The sequence below is a fragment of the Paenibacillus sp. FSL E2-0178 genome (assembly GCF_038593005.1).
In the GTDB taxonomy this organism is placed as follows: domain Bacteria; phylum Bacillota; class Bacilli; order Paenibacillales; family Paenibacillaceae; genus Paenibacillus_AQ; species Paenibacillus_AQ phytohabitans.
In genome coordinates, this window is the sequence record NZ_CP151953.1 from 1941722 (window position 1) to 1957164 (window position 15443).

Genomic DNA, 15443 nt, shown 5'->3' on the forward strand with positions numbered 1-15443 from the left:
AGCAGCAGTCTATGCAAGATAACGAATGGTATGTTTATCACATTGTAACCCGGAACAAAATGAACCTGGGGCAGATCATCAATTTTGACCAAAACCAAAAAAACACCTTATATCACTTCTTTTTTGAGAAGGAACAGATGAATTCCAAAGGTGAAGACTTTATGCAAATTTTGCACGGTCACTATACAAATGACGGCATAAGCATGGATAAAGAGAATGCAGATGTGGCTCTTAGATATATGGGACAGACCATCCGGGCGATAAGAGAAGCACTCGTTGAAATGGTTAGATTGCAGGAATATCCTGAATATCCTTCCCGGTTGTCGTGCTTATATGCTGCAAAGAGCTATGAAGACGCTCTGAAATGGAAAGAAATCTTCGTCTCTCATCATCGAAAAGTATTGCAGATCGTTAAACTTCGCGTGAACGGGAGGATCTTTGAAGGTGACGGTACTCTTTTGCCAAAAGAGGATGGCCTCCCTTTCTCCCGCAAAATCGAACAAGCCCGGGAATATTGGAAAGGCAATAACCATAACCAGCTTCCTGAGCTGCTGATTAACGGTATAATCGAAGTCGTAGAAATCATTGATGAATTCTAATGTAGTATAATGGTAGTTAAATAAAACAGCGACAGTCCAGGACTTCATTCTATCGTCCTTTGCTGTCGCTGTTTCAGTTTCCAGGTAAGCCTACTACTGATTTGTCTGCTGACACCACTCAGCCGGGCCGGGCCGCTGTACAGGTCAGCTTAATTCCAGATTATGCTTACCCGATCGGCCCGCCAAACCGCGAAGCCCTGGCCGCACATGCATTTGCCAGCCGGCTCCGCAGCGAAGTCAGCCAATCCGGCTCATTCTCTGCCTGCTCCGCTGCGGATCTCAAGATCCGTGCATAGCCATACAGATCGGCGAACCGTCTACATGCTACCATGGAGGGTCCGTCTTGCGGCAGCGGGCGGCGGCTGACATAGCCGTTCATGAAGATCTGCTTCTTGTGCTCATATTCCTCCGGCGCTGCCTCTCCCTCCAGGCTATCCAGTGCCTGTTCAATATCCATAGCGTACCAATGGTACATCGCATCATCGAAATCGATGGCGTTGATGGTATCCGAGCCCTCATCATAGAACACATTGTCGGGCTCAAAGTCATAATGGATCAGCCCGTAATTCTCAGGCGTGACAGGTTGTCCGGCAAAATATTCTTCCAGCAACCTTACCTCGGCCACAGCCGCTTCTTCCCCGGGAAACTCAGCCAACACGGACAGAATCCATTCCAGCACAGCCTTGTGCGTCCATCTGCCAGGCTGTACAGGCGTGTATTCATTGGACAATTGATGAAGCCGGCCCAGCGCTTCACCATATTTATATATGATGTGATCACTAAGCTCTGTGCTGCCCAGCTGCACCCCAGCTACCCGCTTAAATACGGAAGCATAGTATGGCCCCCATGGGGTCTCGGCTTCAATAAGCTCTGATCCTGTGCGCGAGGCTACTGCTTCAAGCACACCATACCCGTGCTCCCGCAGGTAAGCGATGAACTCAAGCTCTGCCAGTATATTGTCCTTCTGCTTCTCAGTTACTGGCGCGAACCGCAGCAATTGGCTATGCCCTGTGTTCTCAAACGGATACACCGCATTGGAAGAGATCCGGTAATACTGGAACAGATGCAGTGACTCCGGATCATGTTCCCAATTCCCCAGCAGCATCGCCGCCAGTTCCTCATTCTTGTGTAGATATTGTAATTTCAGCATGCATAGCAGCTCCCTATAGGTTAGTCAACAGAGGAAGACGCAGCATTAACTTGAATCGCCATTCTTGGGCTCGCAGTCTTCAGCTTTCTGTCTCTATCCTCTTTCCTTTATCTTTACTCATTGTTCTTCTCTGTTCCTTCTTCTGTCTTGCGCTTCTCTCACCGCAACTGCTGCAGCTCCCCGTTCGTATAACCCGGCCGATCTTAATCATGCCGCTCACTCCCTTCACGTTCAAATCATTCTCTGTTCAATGCTACGCCAGATGCAGATTAAGGGCAATGTAACAAACTTTTTTAAGTATGTTTTACAAGTAAACATCACCGTAAAAAAGCCAGAACGCTTCACATCAGCAGTGTCCCTTCTCCCGCAGCAAAAACTCACATTAGGGAGTTTTTAGGTTTTTTGTTTCCTTTGACTGTTTTGATTCTTTTGATTCTTTTGATTCTTTCACTTTCTTCGCTTCCTTCGCTTCCTTTTGGAGCTCAACGGAGCTAAATTGTTGTACTTTTTGCAAGATTTGCATCCGTTTGGCGATCGCATTCACAAATTGTTGTACTTTTTACAATATTTCCGTCCATTTGGCGGTCGCATTCACGAATTGTTGTACTTTTTACAAGATTTTAAGCTGATTAGCCGATCTAGACTTCAAAATGTTGTATTTTGTGCAAGATTTCCCTTATTTAGCCGATCTACACCGCGAATTGTTGTATTTTATGCAGGCGTGTTGATTTACCAAAAAAAGGACAAAAAAGGCCGCCATTTCGGGTAATGGTAAGTACCACCAAACCAAACCGAAATGAGGCGACCTCATGAACAAGAATAACCCATTCTTAGCTGTATTTAAACAAGTTTTAACCCAAGAAGAAGTAGCCGAACTAACCGGGCAAGAGAAAGACTATACGGACACTGCAACTAAATTCACGGTGTATACCATGCTGCACTATCTCGCCCAAGCCAGTTATCTGAAATGGGACGGTTTTCGTGAGTGTGCAAGGCTAGCTCCAACCCATGATTTAGTTCCTGTTCACTACTCAACCCTCTCGAAAAAAGCCGGCGAGGTTCCCTATGAGATCTTTAAACGAGTCTTTCGACTCCTGGTGAAAAAATGTAATCGCGAAACCCGGCGTCACCTGAATCTTCCCAAAGATTTATTACTAATCGACTCTACGACGATCACGGCATCCAACCATCAACTGTCCTTTGCGAAATACAAAAAGCACAGAGGGGGCCTCAAAATGCACACGGCCTTCTCCTATGCTCAGCAGTCTCCCCTTCAGGTGGAAGAAACGATCGCCAGACGCCACGACGCTCCGTTAGGCGAAGTATTGGCAAATCCAGACTATATTATAGTACAGGACCGGGCCTATGGGAAAATCGGGAGATTGGATCATTATGTGTCCATAGGCCAGTCCTTTGTGATTCGGCTTAAAGACAATCTACACTTAGTCGAACCGGAAATACACACCTGCCAACTCCAAGGAGATCCCAAGATTGTACGAGATATCATCTGCAATATCGGCCAAGGAAAGTGCCGTTCTGCGGAGCGTCAACGTGTGGTTGAATTCAAAAATGACCGTAACCAAGTGGTCCGAGTGGTCACCGATTTAAGAGAAGAGTCCCCAGAAGTCATTGCCGAAATCTACAAAGCCCGTTGGCAAATTGAAGTCTTTTTCCGCTGGATCAAGCAGCATCTCAATGTACCTAAATTGTTTGGAAAAACAAAGAATTCGGTCTACAATCAGTTGTTTGCGGCGTTCATGGTCTATGTTCTTTTAAAGTGGTTGTTTGACGTAATGAAAGACAAAGTCCCTTGCTTCGTAAAGCTTACTTTCTTGGAATTTATGCAGTTCCTGCAGAACCAGAATCTTCCGGTCGAGTGGCAGGTTCAGTTTGATTTGCTCCGGAGAAATACTGGAGATTTCTGTGAATTAATCAATCCAGTATCTGGGTAATCAACACGCCTGTATTTTATGCAACATTTCCGGCAGATCGGCGGATTAGGGAGCAGCAGGAGTGGCGGGCTGTAAGTAGCGGATAGTACGCTTGGTTGTATTGATGTATTGTACGGTGAACAATATGGCGTGTTGACGCTGAGGTTTAACGTAGGTTGTATGTTGAGTAGTATAGTGTGTTGTATGGTGAGCAGTATCGCGTGTTGTACGCTGAGCTTTATCGTGGGTCGTATGGTGAACAGTATGGCGTGTTGTACGTTGAGCTTTATCGTGGGTCGTATGGTGAACAGTATGGCGTGCTGTACGTTGAGCTTTATCGTGGGTCGTATGGTGGTTGTATGTTGAGTAATATGATGTGTTGTATGGTGAGCAGTATGGCGTTTTGTACGCTGACCTTTATCATAGGTTGTATCGTGCGTTGTATGGTGTGTTGTATGGTGAGCATTATGTTGGTTGTAAGTAGTATAATGAGCGGTTGATGGGCAGGGAACGGTTAATGGACAATAGGCAGCAGTTGGTGAGCAATCAGGCGCAATGGGCAATACACAGTGTGCAAATAGTAAACAGCAACCTGCCAGCCGCAGGATCGCAGCTCCGGGCTGAGCCTCCCCCCCTCAAACCGCAAAAAAGCGCCCCATCAGCCGCAGCTGATGGAACGCTTCTATACTAACTTAAGACAAACGGCCGCTAAAATCGCTATATTCGAACTCGCGGATGACCTTGATGCCTTCTTCCTCATTGTAGGAAGCGATGGCCGGCAGGTTCACGCCGTTGAACATGTGGTTCTTCACCATGGAATAATGCGCCATGTCGAGGAAGATAAGCTTGTCGCCGTATTTCAGCGGCTCCGGGAAGGAATAATCCCCGATGACATCCCCTGCCAGGCAGGTCATGCCGCCGAGTCTGTAGGTGTGGGCGAATTCGCCCGGCATTCCGGCACCGATGATGCCCGGACGGTAAGGCATTGCCAGCACATCCGGCATATGGCATTCGGCTGAGGTATCGAGAATCGCGATATCCATACCGTTATGCATCGTGTCGAGTACAGTCGCCACCAGGTAACCGGTGTTAAGGGCAATTGCTTCGCCCGGCTCCAGGTAAATCTCCACGCCATAAGTTTCCTTCATATGCCGGATGCACTTGATCAGCGTCTCCAGGTCATAGTCAGGTCGGGTAATATGATGCCCGCCGCCGAAGTTCAGCCATTTCATGCCGTGCAGATACTGGCCGAACTTCTCTTCCACAACCTTAAGCGTACGCTCCAGCGTGTCTGAATTCTGTTCGCACATCGTATGGAAATGCAGCCCGTCGATGCCGTCCAGCTCCTCCGGCCGGAAGTTCGGCAGGGTTACGCCCATACGGGAGTAATTGTAGCAAGGATCATACAGCGGCACTTCAATCTCGGAGTACTCCGGATTGACGCGGATGCCGCAGCTGATCTTCTTCGGTGCGTTCTGCACCCGTTCCTTGAACCGGCTCCATTGGTCAAACGAGTTGAACACAATGTGGTCGGTGTAGCCGAGCAGCTCATCGAACTCGCGGTCTACATAGGCCGGCGCATACACATGGACCTCTTTGCCCATTTCCTCGAAGCCCAGGCGGGCTTCGAACAGGGAGCTGGAGGTTACGCCATGCAGGTATTTACCCACCAGCGGGTACATGGAATGCATGGAGAAGCCTTTTTGCGCGAGAAGAATCTTCGCTCCGCTCTGCTCCTGCACGTAGTTCAGAGTTTCCAGGTTCTTCGTCAGCAGACGCTCGTCCACGAGATAGGCAGGGGACGGCAGCGCGCTGATATCAATATCTATATCTTTATCCTTCATGACTTAAGCCCTAATCCAGCAGCGTCGGCGAGAAATCTTCTTGCCAAGGCAGCCCGTGTTTGTTAAGTGCATCCATGAACGGATCCGGATCGAATTCTTCGATGTTGTGTACACCCGGTTTGTTCCAGATGCCTTTGATAATCATCATAGCCCCGATCATTGCAGGAACGCCGGTAGTGTAGGAAATGGCCTGGGAGCCAACCTCTCTGTAGCACTCTTCGTGATCGCAGACATTGTAGACATAATAAGTTTTTGGCTGGCCGTCTTTAGTACCTTGAATGATACAGCCGATGTTCGTTTTACCTTTGGTTCTTGGGCCCAGGGAAGCCGGGTCAGGCAGAATGGCCTTCAGGAACTGCAAAGGAATGATCTCTTTACCTTCATAATTGATCGGTTCAATCGAGGTCATGCCGACATTCTCAAGCACCTTCAAGTGAGTCAGGTAGTTCTGCGAGAAGGTCATCCAGAAGCGGATTTTTTTCACGCCAGGGATATTAACAGCCAGGGATTCCAGCTCTTCATGGTACAAAAGATAGATATCCTTCGGACCGATCTCCGGGAGATCGTAGACTTTTTTCTCGGACAGCGGTGCAGTTTCAATCCACTCGCCATTCTCGAAGTAACGTCCGTTCGCTGTAATTTCGCGGATATTGATTTCAGGATTGAAGTTGGTCGCAAACGGATAACCATGGTCACCGGCATTTGCATCCACAATATCAATCGTATGAATTTCGTCAAAATAATGCTTCTGCGCATACGCCGTAAATACACCGGTTACGCCTGGGTCAAAACCGCTGCCGAGCAGCGCCGTAATTCCGGCCTTCTCGAATCTTTCCTTGTACGCCCACTGCCAGGAATATTCGAATTTCGCGGTATCCTGCGGTTCGTAGTTAGCTGTATCTACATAATGCACTCCGGTAGCCAGGCAGGCATCCATGATCGTCAGATCCTGGTATGGGAGAGCGACATTAATCACGACATCCGGCTGGAAGCTCTTGATCAGTTCAATGACTTCTTCCGTGTTGTCAGCATCAAGCTTGGCCGTAGAAATCTTTGTCAGGCCCCCGTCCAGTTTCTCCTTCAGAGCATCGCATTTTGACACCGTACGGCTGGCAATGCAGATCTCTTCGAATACATCCGGGTTCTGGCAGCATTTATGAACAACAACGCTCGCTACACCGCCAGCGCCAATAATTAACGCTTTTCCCAAATTAATAACCCCCTAATTTTGCTTAAGTTATTAGTTATTAGCCTTGCTGCTCTGGATCCGTTTCGTTGTCAGTCGTTTCGTTTCATCAAGCTGAACAGGCTACATCCTATGAAAAATCAACAAGGCTGATTATACAGAAACCTTCTCAATAAATCAATAAAAAACGACAAAAAATGATATGTTCCGTGTAAAATCTGTTGGTTTCTCCATTAATACTCTGTAATTCACAGCAATACACTGGAATGCTTCGTTTTCCTGCGCTTATTAGCTTCATTCAATCACGGGCTCATCAAGAGCACCGGACGATTAACCATGCACAAGGCCAACTGGATAATTGTATCACAGCAGAAGAAATCTTCATACGATTTATTTTAAAATTAAGTGGAAACGGCTGGTCTTCCCTCTCTATTCCGATCAAATCCGCTCACCTCCAAGTGGTTGTGTAAAACTGCAAATACCGCACATTATAGTAACTTACCCCTTTTTCGCTCCGCACTAACTGCTTGACCGTCACAGCTGCGTCAGGAAGTGCCGGCAGCAGCTCCATAGAGTTATTATGTGTAACGCAGGTAATCCAATACTCTGAACGCAGAAATAAACCCCGCAGATGGGGCTCTGAGGGGTGCGGTCAAGCTTTTATACAGAATTGCGTGTATCGTTGTTCCGGCTGTTGTAATAGGTAATGTGACATATAGTAGTCTAGTTAGTCATGTTAGGATATAAAAAAGAGGAGGTAACACAATGTCAAAACAACTACCGCAACCTGTTGAAATTTATATGGATTCGTTAAACAGCAATGATACTACGGTCATAGATGCTTGCATGGCAAAAGATGCACACATCCACGATAGCGGTGAAAACAATCATTTTAATGGAATTGAAGCAATTAAAGAATGGCGTGAAAAATCTGTCGAATTTGAATTGAAATCCAAAGTGATTGACGCGGAAAATAAACACGGAATAATAATTGTAAGTTCATTAACCAGTGGTATCTTCACGGGTAGTCCTCAACTGTTTTATTATTTCTTTACTGTTGCCAAGGATCTAATCACTAATATTGAAATTGTCCCGGGAGCGGAGAACTTTAAACAGTAAGGCACTTGGCGGGGACTTCAAAACATATGAATTCTGACTACGCCCCGCCAAACAGCCACTTCAGCGCCGGCGGGAACTGCCGGCTGAAGAACATCAGGTCATGGGTTCCCTGCGGATCACACTCCAGCAGTAAATCACCGCCGCTGAAGCCTTGTTCCAGCAGCAGCTGATGCGCCGCCCTGGAGCGTCCGGCCATTTCCTTCTGCGCATTGGTCTTATAGCAGCCTTCCAGCTCTCCGTAGTACATATATATCCGCTGCCCTGCTCTGTCTACGGGATGATCCCGCATGTAGTCCAGGATACCTTCATACCAGAAGGATGCCGATAACAGGCCTATCCGCCCGAACACTTCAGGATAGCGGTAAGAGGCATACAACGAGATCAGTCCGCCGAGAGAGTATCCGATAATCCCCGTATACCGGGCTTCTTGTAACGTTAGATAATGGCTGTCGATATAAGGTTTGATCTCCTCCGCCAGTGCCCGCAGATAATCCTCTCCTCCGCCGCCGAACGAGGGTGCTCCTGGGGTCACTTCCGGCAGGGGCCACGGGGTATAGTCATGATTCCGGTCCTTCGATGCAACGCCGACAAGGATCAGCTCATTCAGCTGCTGCGATCTGAACAAATGGTCCAGGTAATTCGCCGTATGCTTCATTACACTGCCTTCGTCCTGCAGGTACGCTACCGGAAACCGCCTGTGCTCCGTACCGTAGCTGAATGGCAAACGTATAGTCAATTTCCAGCCGTGTATCTCTATGTGAATATACTTTATTCCCATCCTGTGACTTCTCCTTTAGGCCTCCGTCAGCAAGCGGTGCGTTTATCTGGCACGGTTTCTGAACAGCAGGAATATGAAATACGGCACGCCGATGATGGAGATTACAATGCCTACCGGCAGCTGAACGGGAGCGAAAACGGTTTTGCCGATAAAATCACCAATTATCACCATCAGCATTCCGATCAGGCCGCACAACGGCACGATGTACCTGTAGCTATTACCGATCAGCCGCCGTGCAATATGCGGAGCAATCAGTCCGACGAAGCCGATGCTGCCCGACACGGACACACAGGCGCTGACCAGCCCTACACAGCACAGCAGCAGAATCTGCCGTTCCCTGCCCACCGCCACGCCCATGCCTTTGACACTGACCTCATGCAACTGCAGCAGATCGAGCACCGGCGCGCGGCGCCAGATTACCGGAGTCAGAATGAGCAGCCACGGAAGTGTGGAGAGCACCTGTCTCCAGTTCGCATTATACACGCTCCCGGCCAGCCAGACGGTAGCCATCTCGAAATTCTCCGGGTCCATTCGCAGGGAAACATATAGCGTTACCGCACCGAAACCGGAGGCCAAAGCGATCCCGACAAGAATTAATTGCTGCGGGTGGAACTCCCCCTGATTTCTTGCGAACAGGTAGAGAAGAACGATGGAGCACAGGCCCCCTATGAATCCGAACATCGGCATACTCATGACCGAAATCCAGCCGGGCGCTTTCATGGTGCCGCCAACAAAGAACATGAACACGACGACAAAAGCCCCGGCAGCGGCATGAATGCCCAGAATTCCCGGGTCTGCCAGGGAGTTGCGGGTAATGCCCTGCAGTACAGCCCCGGCGATTCCCAGCCCGAAGCCGACCAGTGCCCCGAGCAGAATGCGCGGAAGCCGGAATTCGAAGATGACGAGATCATGATCCGCCACAGGATGAATCCGCAGCAAGGTGCGCACGACATCCTTCGCCGATATATCAAAGGTGCCATTGGTCAGACTGACATACATCCCGCAGACAATCAGAACAGAGAGCAGCAGGAACAGCCCCCAGAAGGCCAGTGCCTTGGATTTGGGCTTCATTAACAGCGAGTTCTTCGCGTCCTTAGAATTGTTCGAATCCTTGGAATGTTTACGAATGATGGCCTCCCCCTCTCGTTTTGATCAGATAGAGGAAGAAGGGGACGCCGAACAATGCGGTAACTACACCGACCGGTGTCTCAAACGGAAAGTTAATATACCTGCTGATCAGATCGCACAAGGTCAGGAAGAGGGCTCCGGCAAACGCAGTGAACGGAATGATCTTGCGGTAATCCTGCCCGACCAGAAAGCGTACAATATGCGGAATAATGAGGCCGATAAAAGCGATTTTGCCGGCTATCGCTACGGAAATCCCGGTCAGCAGCACCACACTCAGCATCGTCAGCATCTTGATGGTTCCCACCCGAAGTCCAAGGCCTGCGGCCGTTTCATCTCCAAGCGAGAGCATCGTCACCGGTCTTGCCATCAGCAGTGCGAGCACCAGACCGGCAGCGGCAAACGGAAGCGCCAGCCTGATCACAGCCGGGTCCATCATATGCAGCCGGGCGTTGTACCAGAAGCTGATATTCTGCGACACCTGAAAGTAGACAGCCAGCGCCTGCGAGACCCCGCCGAGAAAGGTGCCGATGATCGTGCCGAGCACTGCCAGTGTCAGCGGAGATACGCCGCCGGGCAGCAGCTTGGCCGTACCGAAGACGAGCAATGCCCCCAGCGCAGAGCCGGCCAGCGAATACACAATCATTGTCATGGAGGAAGCGCCCGGCAGGAATACCATGCACAGCGTAACTGCAAACACTGAGCCGTCGCTGATCCCCATAATGGACGGAGAAGCGAGATAATTCCGCGTCATCCCCTGCATCAGGGCTCCCGACACCGCCAGGAATGCCCCGATCAGCAGCGCTCCTGCTGTGCGCGGGATACGAGAAGTCCGCACAATCACATGGTCAATATTCTCAGGATCGGCGTGGAAAATGGCATTAAGCACCGTACCGAAGCTCATTGGCTTCGTTCCGTAAGCTACAGATAACACGCTAATAATAATGATAAGGACAACCCCCAGCACCAGCAGGGAGGCCGTCTTAATTCCGCCTGTCCATTTCATGTCATCCCACTCTTTATGTACATTTGTATTGATAATGATTATCAATTACGAGTATAACGAAGCGGGGTCCCCTGCACCATGGACAAAATGCGGAACAACTATGGACGATTGGCCGGAAGCAGCTGAAGGATCTGCCGCAGCATCCGCAGCTGCGCATATGCGGAATCCTCACGCCAGGGATCAGAGCTCAGGACATGTACGTGATGCCGCTGGACTGCAGGAATCTTCATCCACTGGGGGTCGTTCTGCAGCTTCCTCCACTCCCTTAGCGTGTCATATTCCTGACGGATCAGCATCAGTAAATGGTCCGCTGGCAGCTCCGCGAGCATCGCCGGAGTGACCGGAACATTATATACCTCTGCCTCACACTCATAAGCCGGGTGCAGTTCCAGCTCACGGTACAATATGCTCGCCATTCCCTCGTTGCAGTGCAGGAACAGCTGGCTGCCCAGCATACGGATAACTGTAACCGTCTGCTGGCCCAGCCCTTCGTGCAAGCGGTCTTTAGCGGCGTTCACCTCCCAGTCGAAGGCAGCAAGCCATTGCTCGCGCTGCCACTCTTCACCCAGCAGCCGGGATAATTCGTGAAATTGCCCGCGCCAATCTGCGCTGTCACTGGTCAGATAATTCACAGGAGCAACCTGCTCCAGCGCTGTCCGTTCATCATCTGCCAGACCTGCCGGGGCCAGGATAAGCTCTGCGTTAGACTGCTTAAGCACTTCAATATTGGCCTGCCAATCCTGATTGTTGCGGTAGGCGCTGATATGGACAGGAATATCGGCGCGGTAGTTCCGGTAGTAATATTCGGTCCATTTCGGATGCAGTGCCGCCGCATATGGAGTGATATTCAGCGGCAGCAGCTGTCCAAGCAGTCCGGGCGTGTAGGCGGCCAGCTTGCGCCGCCGGCTTTTCATATAGACTGCGGGCGGCATGCCGATCATCTTCTTGAATTTGCGGCTGAAATAGAATTCATCGGCATAACCGACCCTGTGAGCGATGTCCCGCAGCTTAACGCCGCTCTCCGCCATCAGGCGCTTGGCCTGCCCGATGCGCAGCTCGGCTGCGTATTCCAGCGCGCTTTTGCCATATTTCTTCTTATACAGGTCAACGAAATATTTGGCGCTGAAATCGGCGGACTGAGCCACCTGCTCTACGGTTAACGCCTCTGTATAATGGGCCTCTATGTACTGCTTCGCCTGCTCCAGCGCCGAATTCGTATCTCTGGGCCGGTGCAGGCTGCGCGTGCGGAGATCGTACAGCAGCTCCTGAAAATCAATCTGTGCCCGGAAGCCGATGCTCTGTTCACCCTGTTCGGAGAGCAGAAACAGCCTGCTGCATTTGGCCGACATCTCTTTCGACGGATGAAACGGCAGCCTGCCGTCCCCCTGGTATAACCCGCTATCCTTAACCGGCAGACAACTTCCGATATCGCCTGACTTGCCATAACAGTACACATCGAAATAGAAAATATACATCTCCAGTCCCCCGGCCGGCTGTACCGTTCCGCAGGTCTGATCTGGCAGGCAGAGCACCGCTGAACCTGCCGCCAGCTCATACTGGTTGTGATCACTAATGAACTGGACGGAACCGCTTGTCACGACTGCAAGGGCATAAGAGAAAAGCAGCTGTTGTGCGAGATGGACCTCCCCCGTTCCCTTCAGCGCCTGTACAGACAGAAGCCGGAAAGACAACCGGTCCCAATCGACCGGATCATCTTGGTTATCTATAGAAGTTCTCTGTTGGATAAGTTCCATTACAGTGCACACCACCAAATCTGAACGAATGTTATGAAAACTACCCTTAGTATATTGATAATCATTCTCATTGGCAATGTCACAGGAATTATTTTAACCGGTACGCATTATCCGCTCTTCCCATGGTCTTGGGTCCGCATAGCCGAAGGCGGCTGCCCGTTCTGTTGTTTGAAGCTTTTGCTGAAGTGAAATTCGTCGCTGTAACCGCAGGCCGCTGCAATCTCCTTCAAGGTTAGTCTGGTGTACAGCAGCAGCTTCCCTGCATGCTCATAACGGATTTCACTTAAGTAGCTTTTGGGGCTCCTGTGCAGATATTGCTGAAAAAGACTGCGTAAATACGAGGAGGAAATCCCGTAACGCACCGCCAGCTCGTGAATAAGCAAAGGCTCACTGTAACGGCGTTCAATATCATCCTTGATCCGCAAAAACAGCTCATAGCCCTGCCCCCGGCCCAGCTGGACATTCGCCTGAACCTGCAGCAATTCGTACATGAGCTCATAGAGCAGGGACTGGGTCATCAGCTGGCTCCCGGTGCTTCCGGGGACCCAATCCGCAGCAATTTTATGGAACATATGACCAAGCTGCTTGCCCTGTTCCCCCTCCGGCTTCAGCATAAACTGCAGCGGCAGCACATCCAGCGGCTCTATCCTGCCCTGATTATCCGCCGAAGGCGACAAGGTATAGAGCGAGAGCAGGATCATCGTGATCCGCAGAGGCTCCTCCCTTCCGCAGCTCATCTCCATAGCCAGCCCCGGCTGCAGATAGAACAGCATTCCCGCCGATACCGGATAGTCTTTGTCCGTACGGAAGATCCCCTGACCTTCCTGAATCCAGTAGAAGCTATGCACATTGATATTCTGGCGGATATCCCTCCAGTGCGGGAACGTGATCTTATCGTGAATCCAGTGAATATCTATGGCCAGATTCTGTATAATCTTCTCCACCCTCTGACTCCCCCGTTTCTGCAGCATCTCTGAAATCAGCATAAGATGTTGAAGCGTTTTTGACAAGCTAATCATGCTCTTTATGCCATGTCCCTTCCCTTCCTCTACTGCTACACTTAAGGAAATAATGACTTATGTGATAGAGGAGAGACTGAGATGCCCGAACAACGTTCCGCCTCACGGAAGGCGCTCGATTACATGCCCTGGATCGGCCCCTCCGCACAGGAGCAGCAAGAGCAGATCCTATACCAGCAGCAGCTAACCGCTGAATACTCCTGTACCTTCGGTGAAGCCTGTTATGTCTCGCCGCAGGCGGTGGTATTGCCGGATCAGCTTCAGATGGGCGACCGGAGCTATATTGCCGGCGGAGCGATTGTCCGCAGTGCCCGGCTCGTCATGGGCAGCGACTGCTCACTCAACAGCTACAGTGTAATTTCAGGCGATATTACCATGGGAAACGGCGTAAGAGTTGCTTCACATGCAAGTATGTACGGGTTCAATCACGGATTCGCCTCCACCGATATCCCTGTCTTCCGCCAGCCCTGCACTGTCCAAGGGATTGTCATCGGGGACGACGTATGGATTGGAGCCAATGCCGTTATTCTGGACGGTGTGCAGATCGGTTCGCACAGCATTGTCGCCGCCGGTGCCGTAGTTACCAGAGATGTGCCGGCCTACAGTATTGTGGGCGGCAATCCGGCCAGGTTAATCCGCAGCCGGCTGGCCGGGGATACAGCAGCAATTGCCGCGGCAGTTGAACAAAAGGAGGATATAGGGATGACAATGGATGCACAACCTGGAGGAACAGCAGTGAAAGAAGGTACGGGTATAAATGCGGCTGATACAGCTGTTACAGCGGATAAGGACACTGCCGTAAACACGAAACCAGTTACTGAAAGTGTACCGGCATACAGCCTGCTCTCACAGCAGCTGGCTGACTTCGGCAGGCTGGCAGGAGACCAGCTGATCCCGCTGCTGGAGTACTACTCAGAGTCAACGGGGGAAGAGAAATTCTTCCGCGACCGGCCCGGATATAAGCGGACGGTTAGAGCTTACTGCGATGCGGTGGAGATTGCCGCGATGTTCGGCAGCCTGCCGCCCGGCTGGACGCGGGCAGAGCTTACCGCTGTATTGCAGGGATTCCAGGATGCCGGGACAGGATTGCTGCCCGACCCGTGGACTCCGCCCGGACCTGAGGATCAGCCTGAGCTGTTAACCGACCATCTCTCCCGGTACCATCTTCTCGCTGTAGGCTACGCACTGGAAGTGCTAGGTTCTGCGTTGCCTCATCCGGTTACCGTTGCTGAGAATATGGAAACCGCTGCGTTGTATCCATATCTGAATGACCTGCCATGGGAGGACAACGCCTGGGGCGGCGGAGACTGGATCGACTGCTATGCCACAGGTCTGTACCACAACCTGAAGACATTCGGGTCCCGCAAACGGCCGGATGATCTGTTCGGCTGGCTGGCGACCCATTGCCGCCGGGACTCCGGCCTCTGGGGCCTCCCTACCGCAAAGGAAGGCTGGCTGCAGCCGGTGAACGGTTTCTACCGGCTCACCCGAGCGACCTATGCGCAGTTCGGTCTTCCTCTGCCGTATCCGGAGCGCAGTATCGATACCGTGCTGGCCCACAGCAGGGACCGCCGGTTCTTCCGTGCAGAGGTGCTTAACGCCTGCAACGTGCTGGATGTGGTCCATCCGCTCTGGCTCTGCCTGAAGCAGACCGATTACCGCCGTGCAGAGATCCGCAGCTGGGCGGAGAATATGCTCAGCGAAGTGCTGAAATTCTGGGTTCCGCAGCGCGGCTTCGCCTTCCAGTTATCACAGCAGCAGGACACGGGTCTGCAGGGAACCGAAATGTGGCTGAGCATCCTCTATCTGCTGGCTGACCTGTGCGGTGTAAGCTCATCGCTTGGATATACTCCCAAAGGTGTGCACCGCCTGGACCCTGCCTTCTCACTGCCCCCGAGATAGCGGCTTCCATCTCCGCTTCCGCTGTGAATG

General features: G+C 51.1%; 13 protein-coding genes. 4 read left to right on the forward strand and 9 right to left on the reverse strand.

What is annotated here, in order from left to right; translation table 11 throughout:
• Nucleotides 1-11 precede the first annotated feature (11 nt).
• Nucleotides 12-599, forward strand: a complete 588-nt coding sequence (locus MHI42_RS08830; protein WP_342423519.1) for a DUF2441 domain-containing protein — start codon at nt 12-14, stop codon at nt 597-599.
• Between the two features lie 166 nt (nt 600-765).
• On the opposite strand, the gene MHI42_RS08835 is transcribed toward MHI42_RS08830, so the two are convergent.
• Together MHI42_RS08835 and MHI42_RS08840 are read right to left on the reverse strand one after the other, a co-directional pair.
• On the reverse strand, nt 766-1749 hold the full coding sequence (locus tag MHI42_RS08835; protein WP_342423520.1) for a phosphotransferase: 984 nt from the start codon (nt 1747-1749) through the stop codon (nt 766-768).
• 382 nt (nt 1750-2131) lie between these two features.
• On the reverse strand, nt 2132-2293 hold the full coding sequence (locus MHI42_RS08840; protein WP_342423521.1) for a hypothetical protein: 162 nt from the start codon (nt 2291-2293) through the stop codon (nt 2132-2134).
• 265 nt (nt 2294-2558) lie between these two features.
• Between MHI42_RS08840 and MHI42_RS08845 the strand changes: the two genes are divergently transcribed.
• Nucleotides 2559-3701 carry an IS4 family transposase gene (locus MHI42_RS08845; RefSeq protein ID WP_342423522.1) on the forward strand — a complete coding sequence of 381 codons (1143 nt, stop codon included), beginning with the start codon at nt 2559-2561 and terminating at the stop codon, nt 3699-3701.
• 671 nt (nt 3702-4372) lie between these two features.
• Here the strand turns inward: MHI42_RS08845 and nspC are convergent.
• Nucleotides 4373-5509, reverse strand: coding sequence for a carboxynorspermidine decarboxylase (gene nspC / locus MHI42_RS08850; protein ID WP_042140990.1), 1137 nt, complete (start codon nt 5507-5509; stop codon nt 4373-4375).
• Nucleotides 5510-5534: 25 nt separating this feature from the next.
• Complete coding sequence (locus MHI42_RS08855) at nt 5535-6734, reverse strand: saccharopine dehydrogenase family protein (RefSeq protein ID WP_036702452.1); 1200 nt, start codon at nt 6732-6734, stop codon at nt 5535-5537.
• A 741-nt stretch (nt 6735-7475) separates the two neighbouring features.
• Between MHI42_RS08855 and MHI42_RS08860 the strand changes: the two genes are divergently transcribed.
• Nucleotides 7476-7829 (forward strand): nuclear transport factor 2 family protein, encoded by a 354-nt coding sequence (locus tag MHI42_RS08860; protein WP_342423523.1) that lies wholly within the window; start codon nt 7476-7478, stop codon nt 7827-7829.
• A 37-nt stretch (nt 7830-7866) separates the two neighbouring features.
• Here MHI42_RS08860 and MHI42_RS08865 read toward each other — a convergent pair whose 3' ends face one another.
• The 5 genes from MHI42_RS08865 to MHI42_RS08885 all read right to left on the reverse strand — a co-directional run bounded on the left by MHI42_RS08865 (nt 7867) and on the right by MHI42_RS08885 (nt 13478).
• Complete coding sequence (locus MHI42_RS08865; protein WP_342423524.1) at nt 7867-8607, reverse strand: alpha/beta hydrolase-fold protein; 741 nt, start codon at nt 8605-8607, stop codon at nt 7867-7869.
• Nucleotides 8608-8649: 42 nt separating this feature from the next.
• Nucleotides 8650-9678 carry an iron ABC transporter permease gene (locus MHI42_RS08870; protein ID WP_342423525.1) on the reverse strand — a complete coding sequence of 343 codons (1029 nt, stop codon included), beginning with the start codon at nt 9676-9678 and terminating at the stop codon, nt 8650-8652.
• Between the two features lie 49 nt (nt 9679-9727).
• Entirely contained in the window at nt 9728-10738 is a 1011-nt protein-coding gene (locus MHI42_RS08875; RefSeq protein WP_342423526.1) for an iron ABC transporter permease, read from the reverse strand.
• Nucleotides 10739-10836: 98 nt separating this feature from the next.
• Nucleotides 10837-12492 carry a helix-turn-helix domain-containing protein gene (locus MHI42_RS08880; RefSeq protein WP_342423527.1) on the reverse strand — a complete coding sequence of 552 codons (1656 nt, stop codon included), beginning with the start codon at nt 12490-12492 and terminating at the stop codon, nt 10837-10839.
• A 107-nt stretch (nt 12493-12599) separates the two neighbouring features.
• Nucleotides 12600-13478 carry an AraC family transcriptional regulator gene (locus MHI42_RS08885; protein ID WP_342423528.1) on the reverse strand — a complete coding sequence of 293 codons (879 nt, stop codon included), beginning with the start codon at nt 13476-13478 and terminating at the stop codon, nt 12600-12602.
• 114 nt (nt 13479-13592) lie between these two features.
• Here MHI42_RS08885 and MHI42_RS08890 point away from each other — a divergent pair, with 114 nt between their 5' ends.
• Nucleotides 13593-15413 (forward strand): acyltransferase, encoded by a 1821-nt coding sequence (locus tag MHI42_RS08890; protein ID WP_342423529.1) that lies wholly within the window; start codon nt 13593-13595, stop codon nt 15411-15413.
• Nucleotides 15414-15443: the final 30 nt, after the last annotated feature.

Bases quoted from the DNA above. Each gene is read 5' to 3' on its own strand.
- MHI42_RS08830 (WP_342423519.1), top strand. From the start codon at position 12: ATGCAAGATAACGAATGGTATGTTTATCACATTGTAACCCGGAACAAA.
- MHI42_RS08885 (WP_342423528.1), bottom strand. From the start codon at position 13,478: ATGCTGATTTCAGAGATGCTGCAGAAACGGGGGAGTCAGAGGGTGGAG.
- MHI42_RS08880 (WP_342423527.1), bottom strand. From the start codon at position 12,492: ATGGAACTTATCCAACAGAGAACTTCTATAGATAACCAAGATGATCCG.
- MHI42_RS08870 (WP_342423525.1), bottom strand. From the start codon at position 9,678: ATGAAGCCCAAATCCAAGGCACTGGCCTTCTGGGGGCTGTTCCTGCTG.
- MHI42_RS08860 (WP_342423523.1), top strand. From the start codon at position 7,476: ATGTCAAAACAACTACCGCAACCTGTTGAAATTTATATGGATTCGTTA.
- MHI42_RS08835 (WP_342423520.1), bottom strand. From the start codon at position 1,749: ATGCTGAAATTACAATATCTACACAAGAATGAGGAACTGGCGGCGATG.
- MHI42_RS08865 (WP_342423524.1), bottom strand. From the start codon at position 8,607: ATGGGAATAAAGTATATTCACATAGAGATACACGGCTGGAAATTGACT.
- MHI42_RS08845 (WP_342423522.1), top strand. From the start codon at position 2,559: ATGAACAAGAATAACCCATTCTTAGCTGTATTTAAACAAGTTTTAACC.
- MHI42_RS08890 (WP_342423529.1), top strand. From the start codon at position 13,593: ATGCCCGAACAACGTTCCGCCTCACGGAAGGCGCTCGATTACATGCCC.
- MHI42_RS08875 (WP_342423526.1), bottom strand. From the start codon at position 10,738: ATGAAATGGACAGGCGGAATTAAGACGGCCTCCCTGCTGGTGCTGGGG.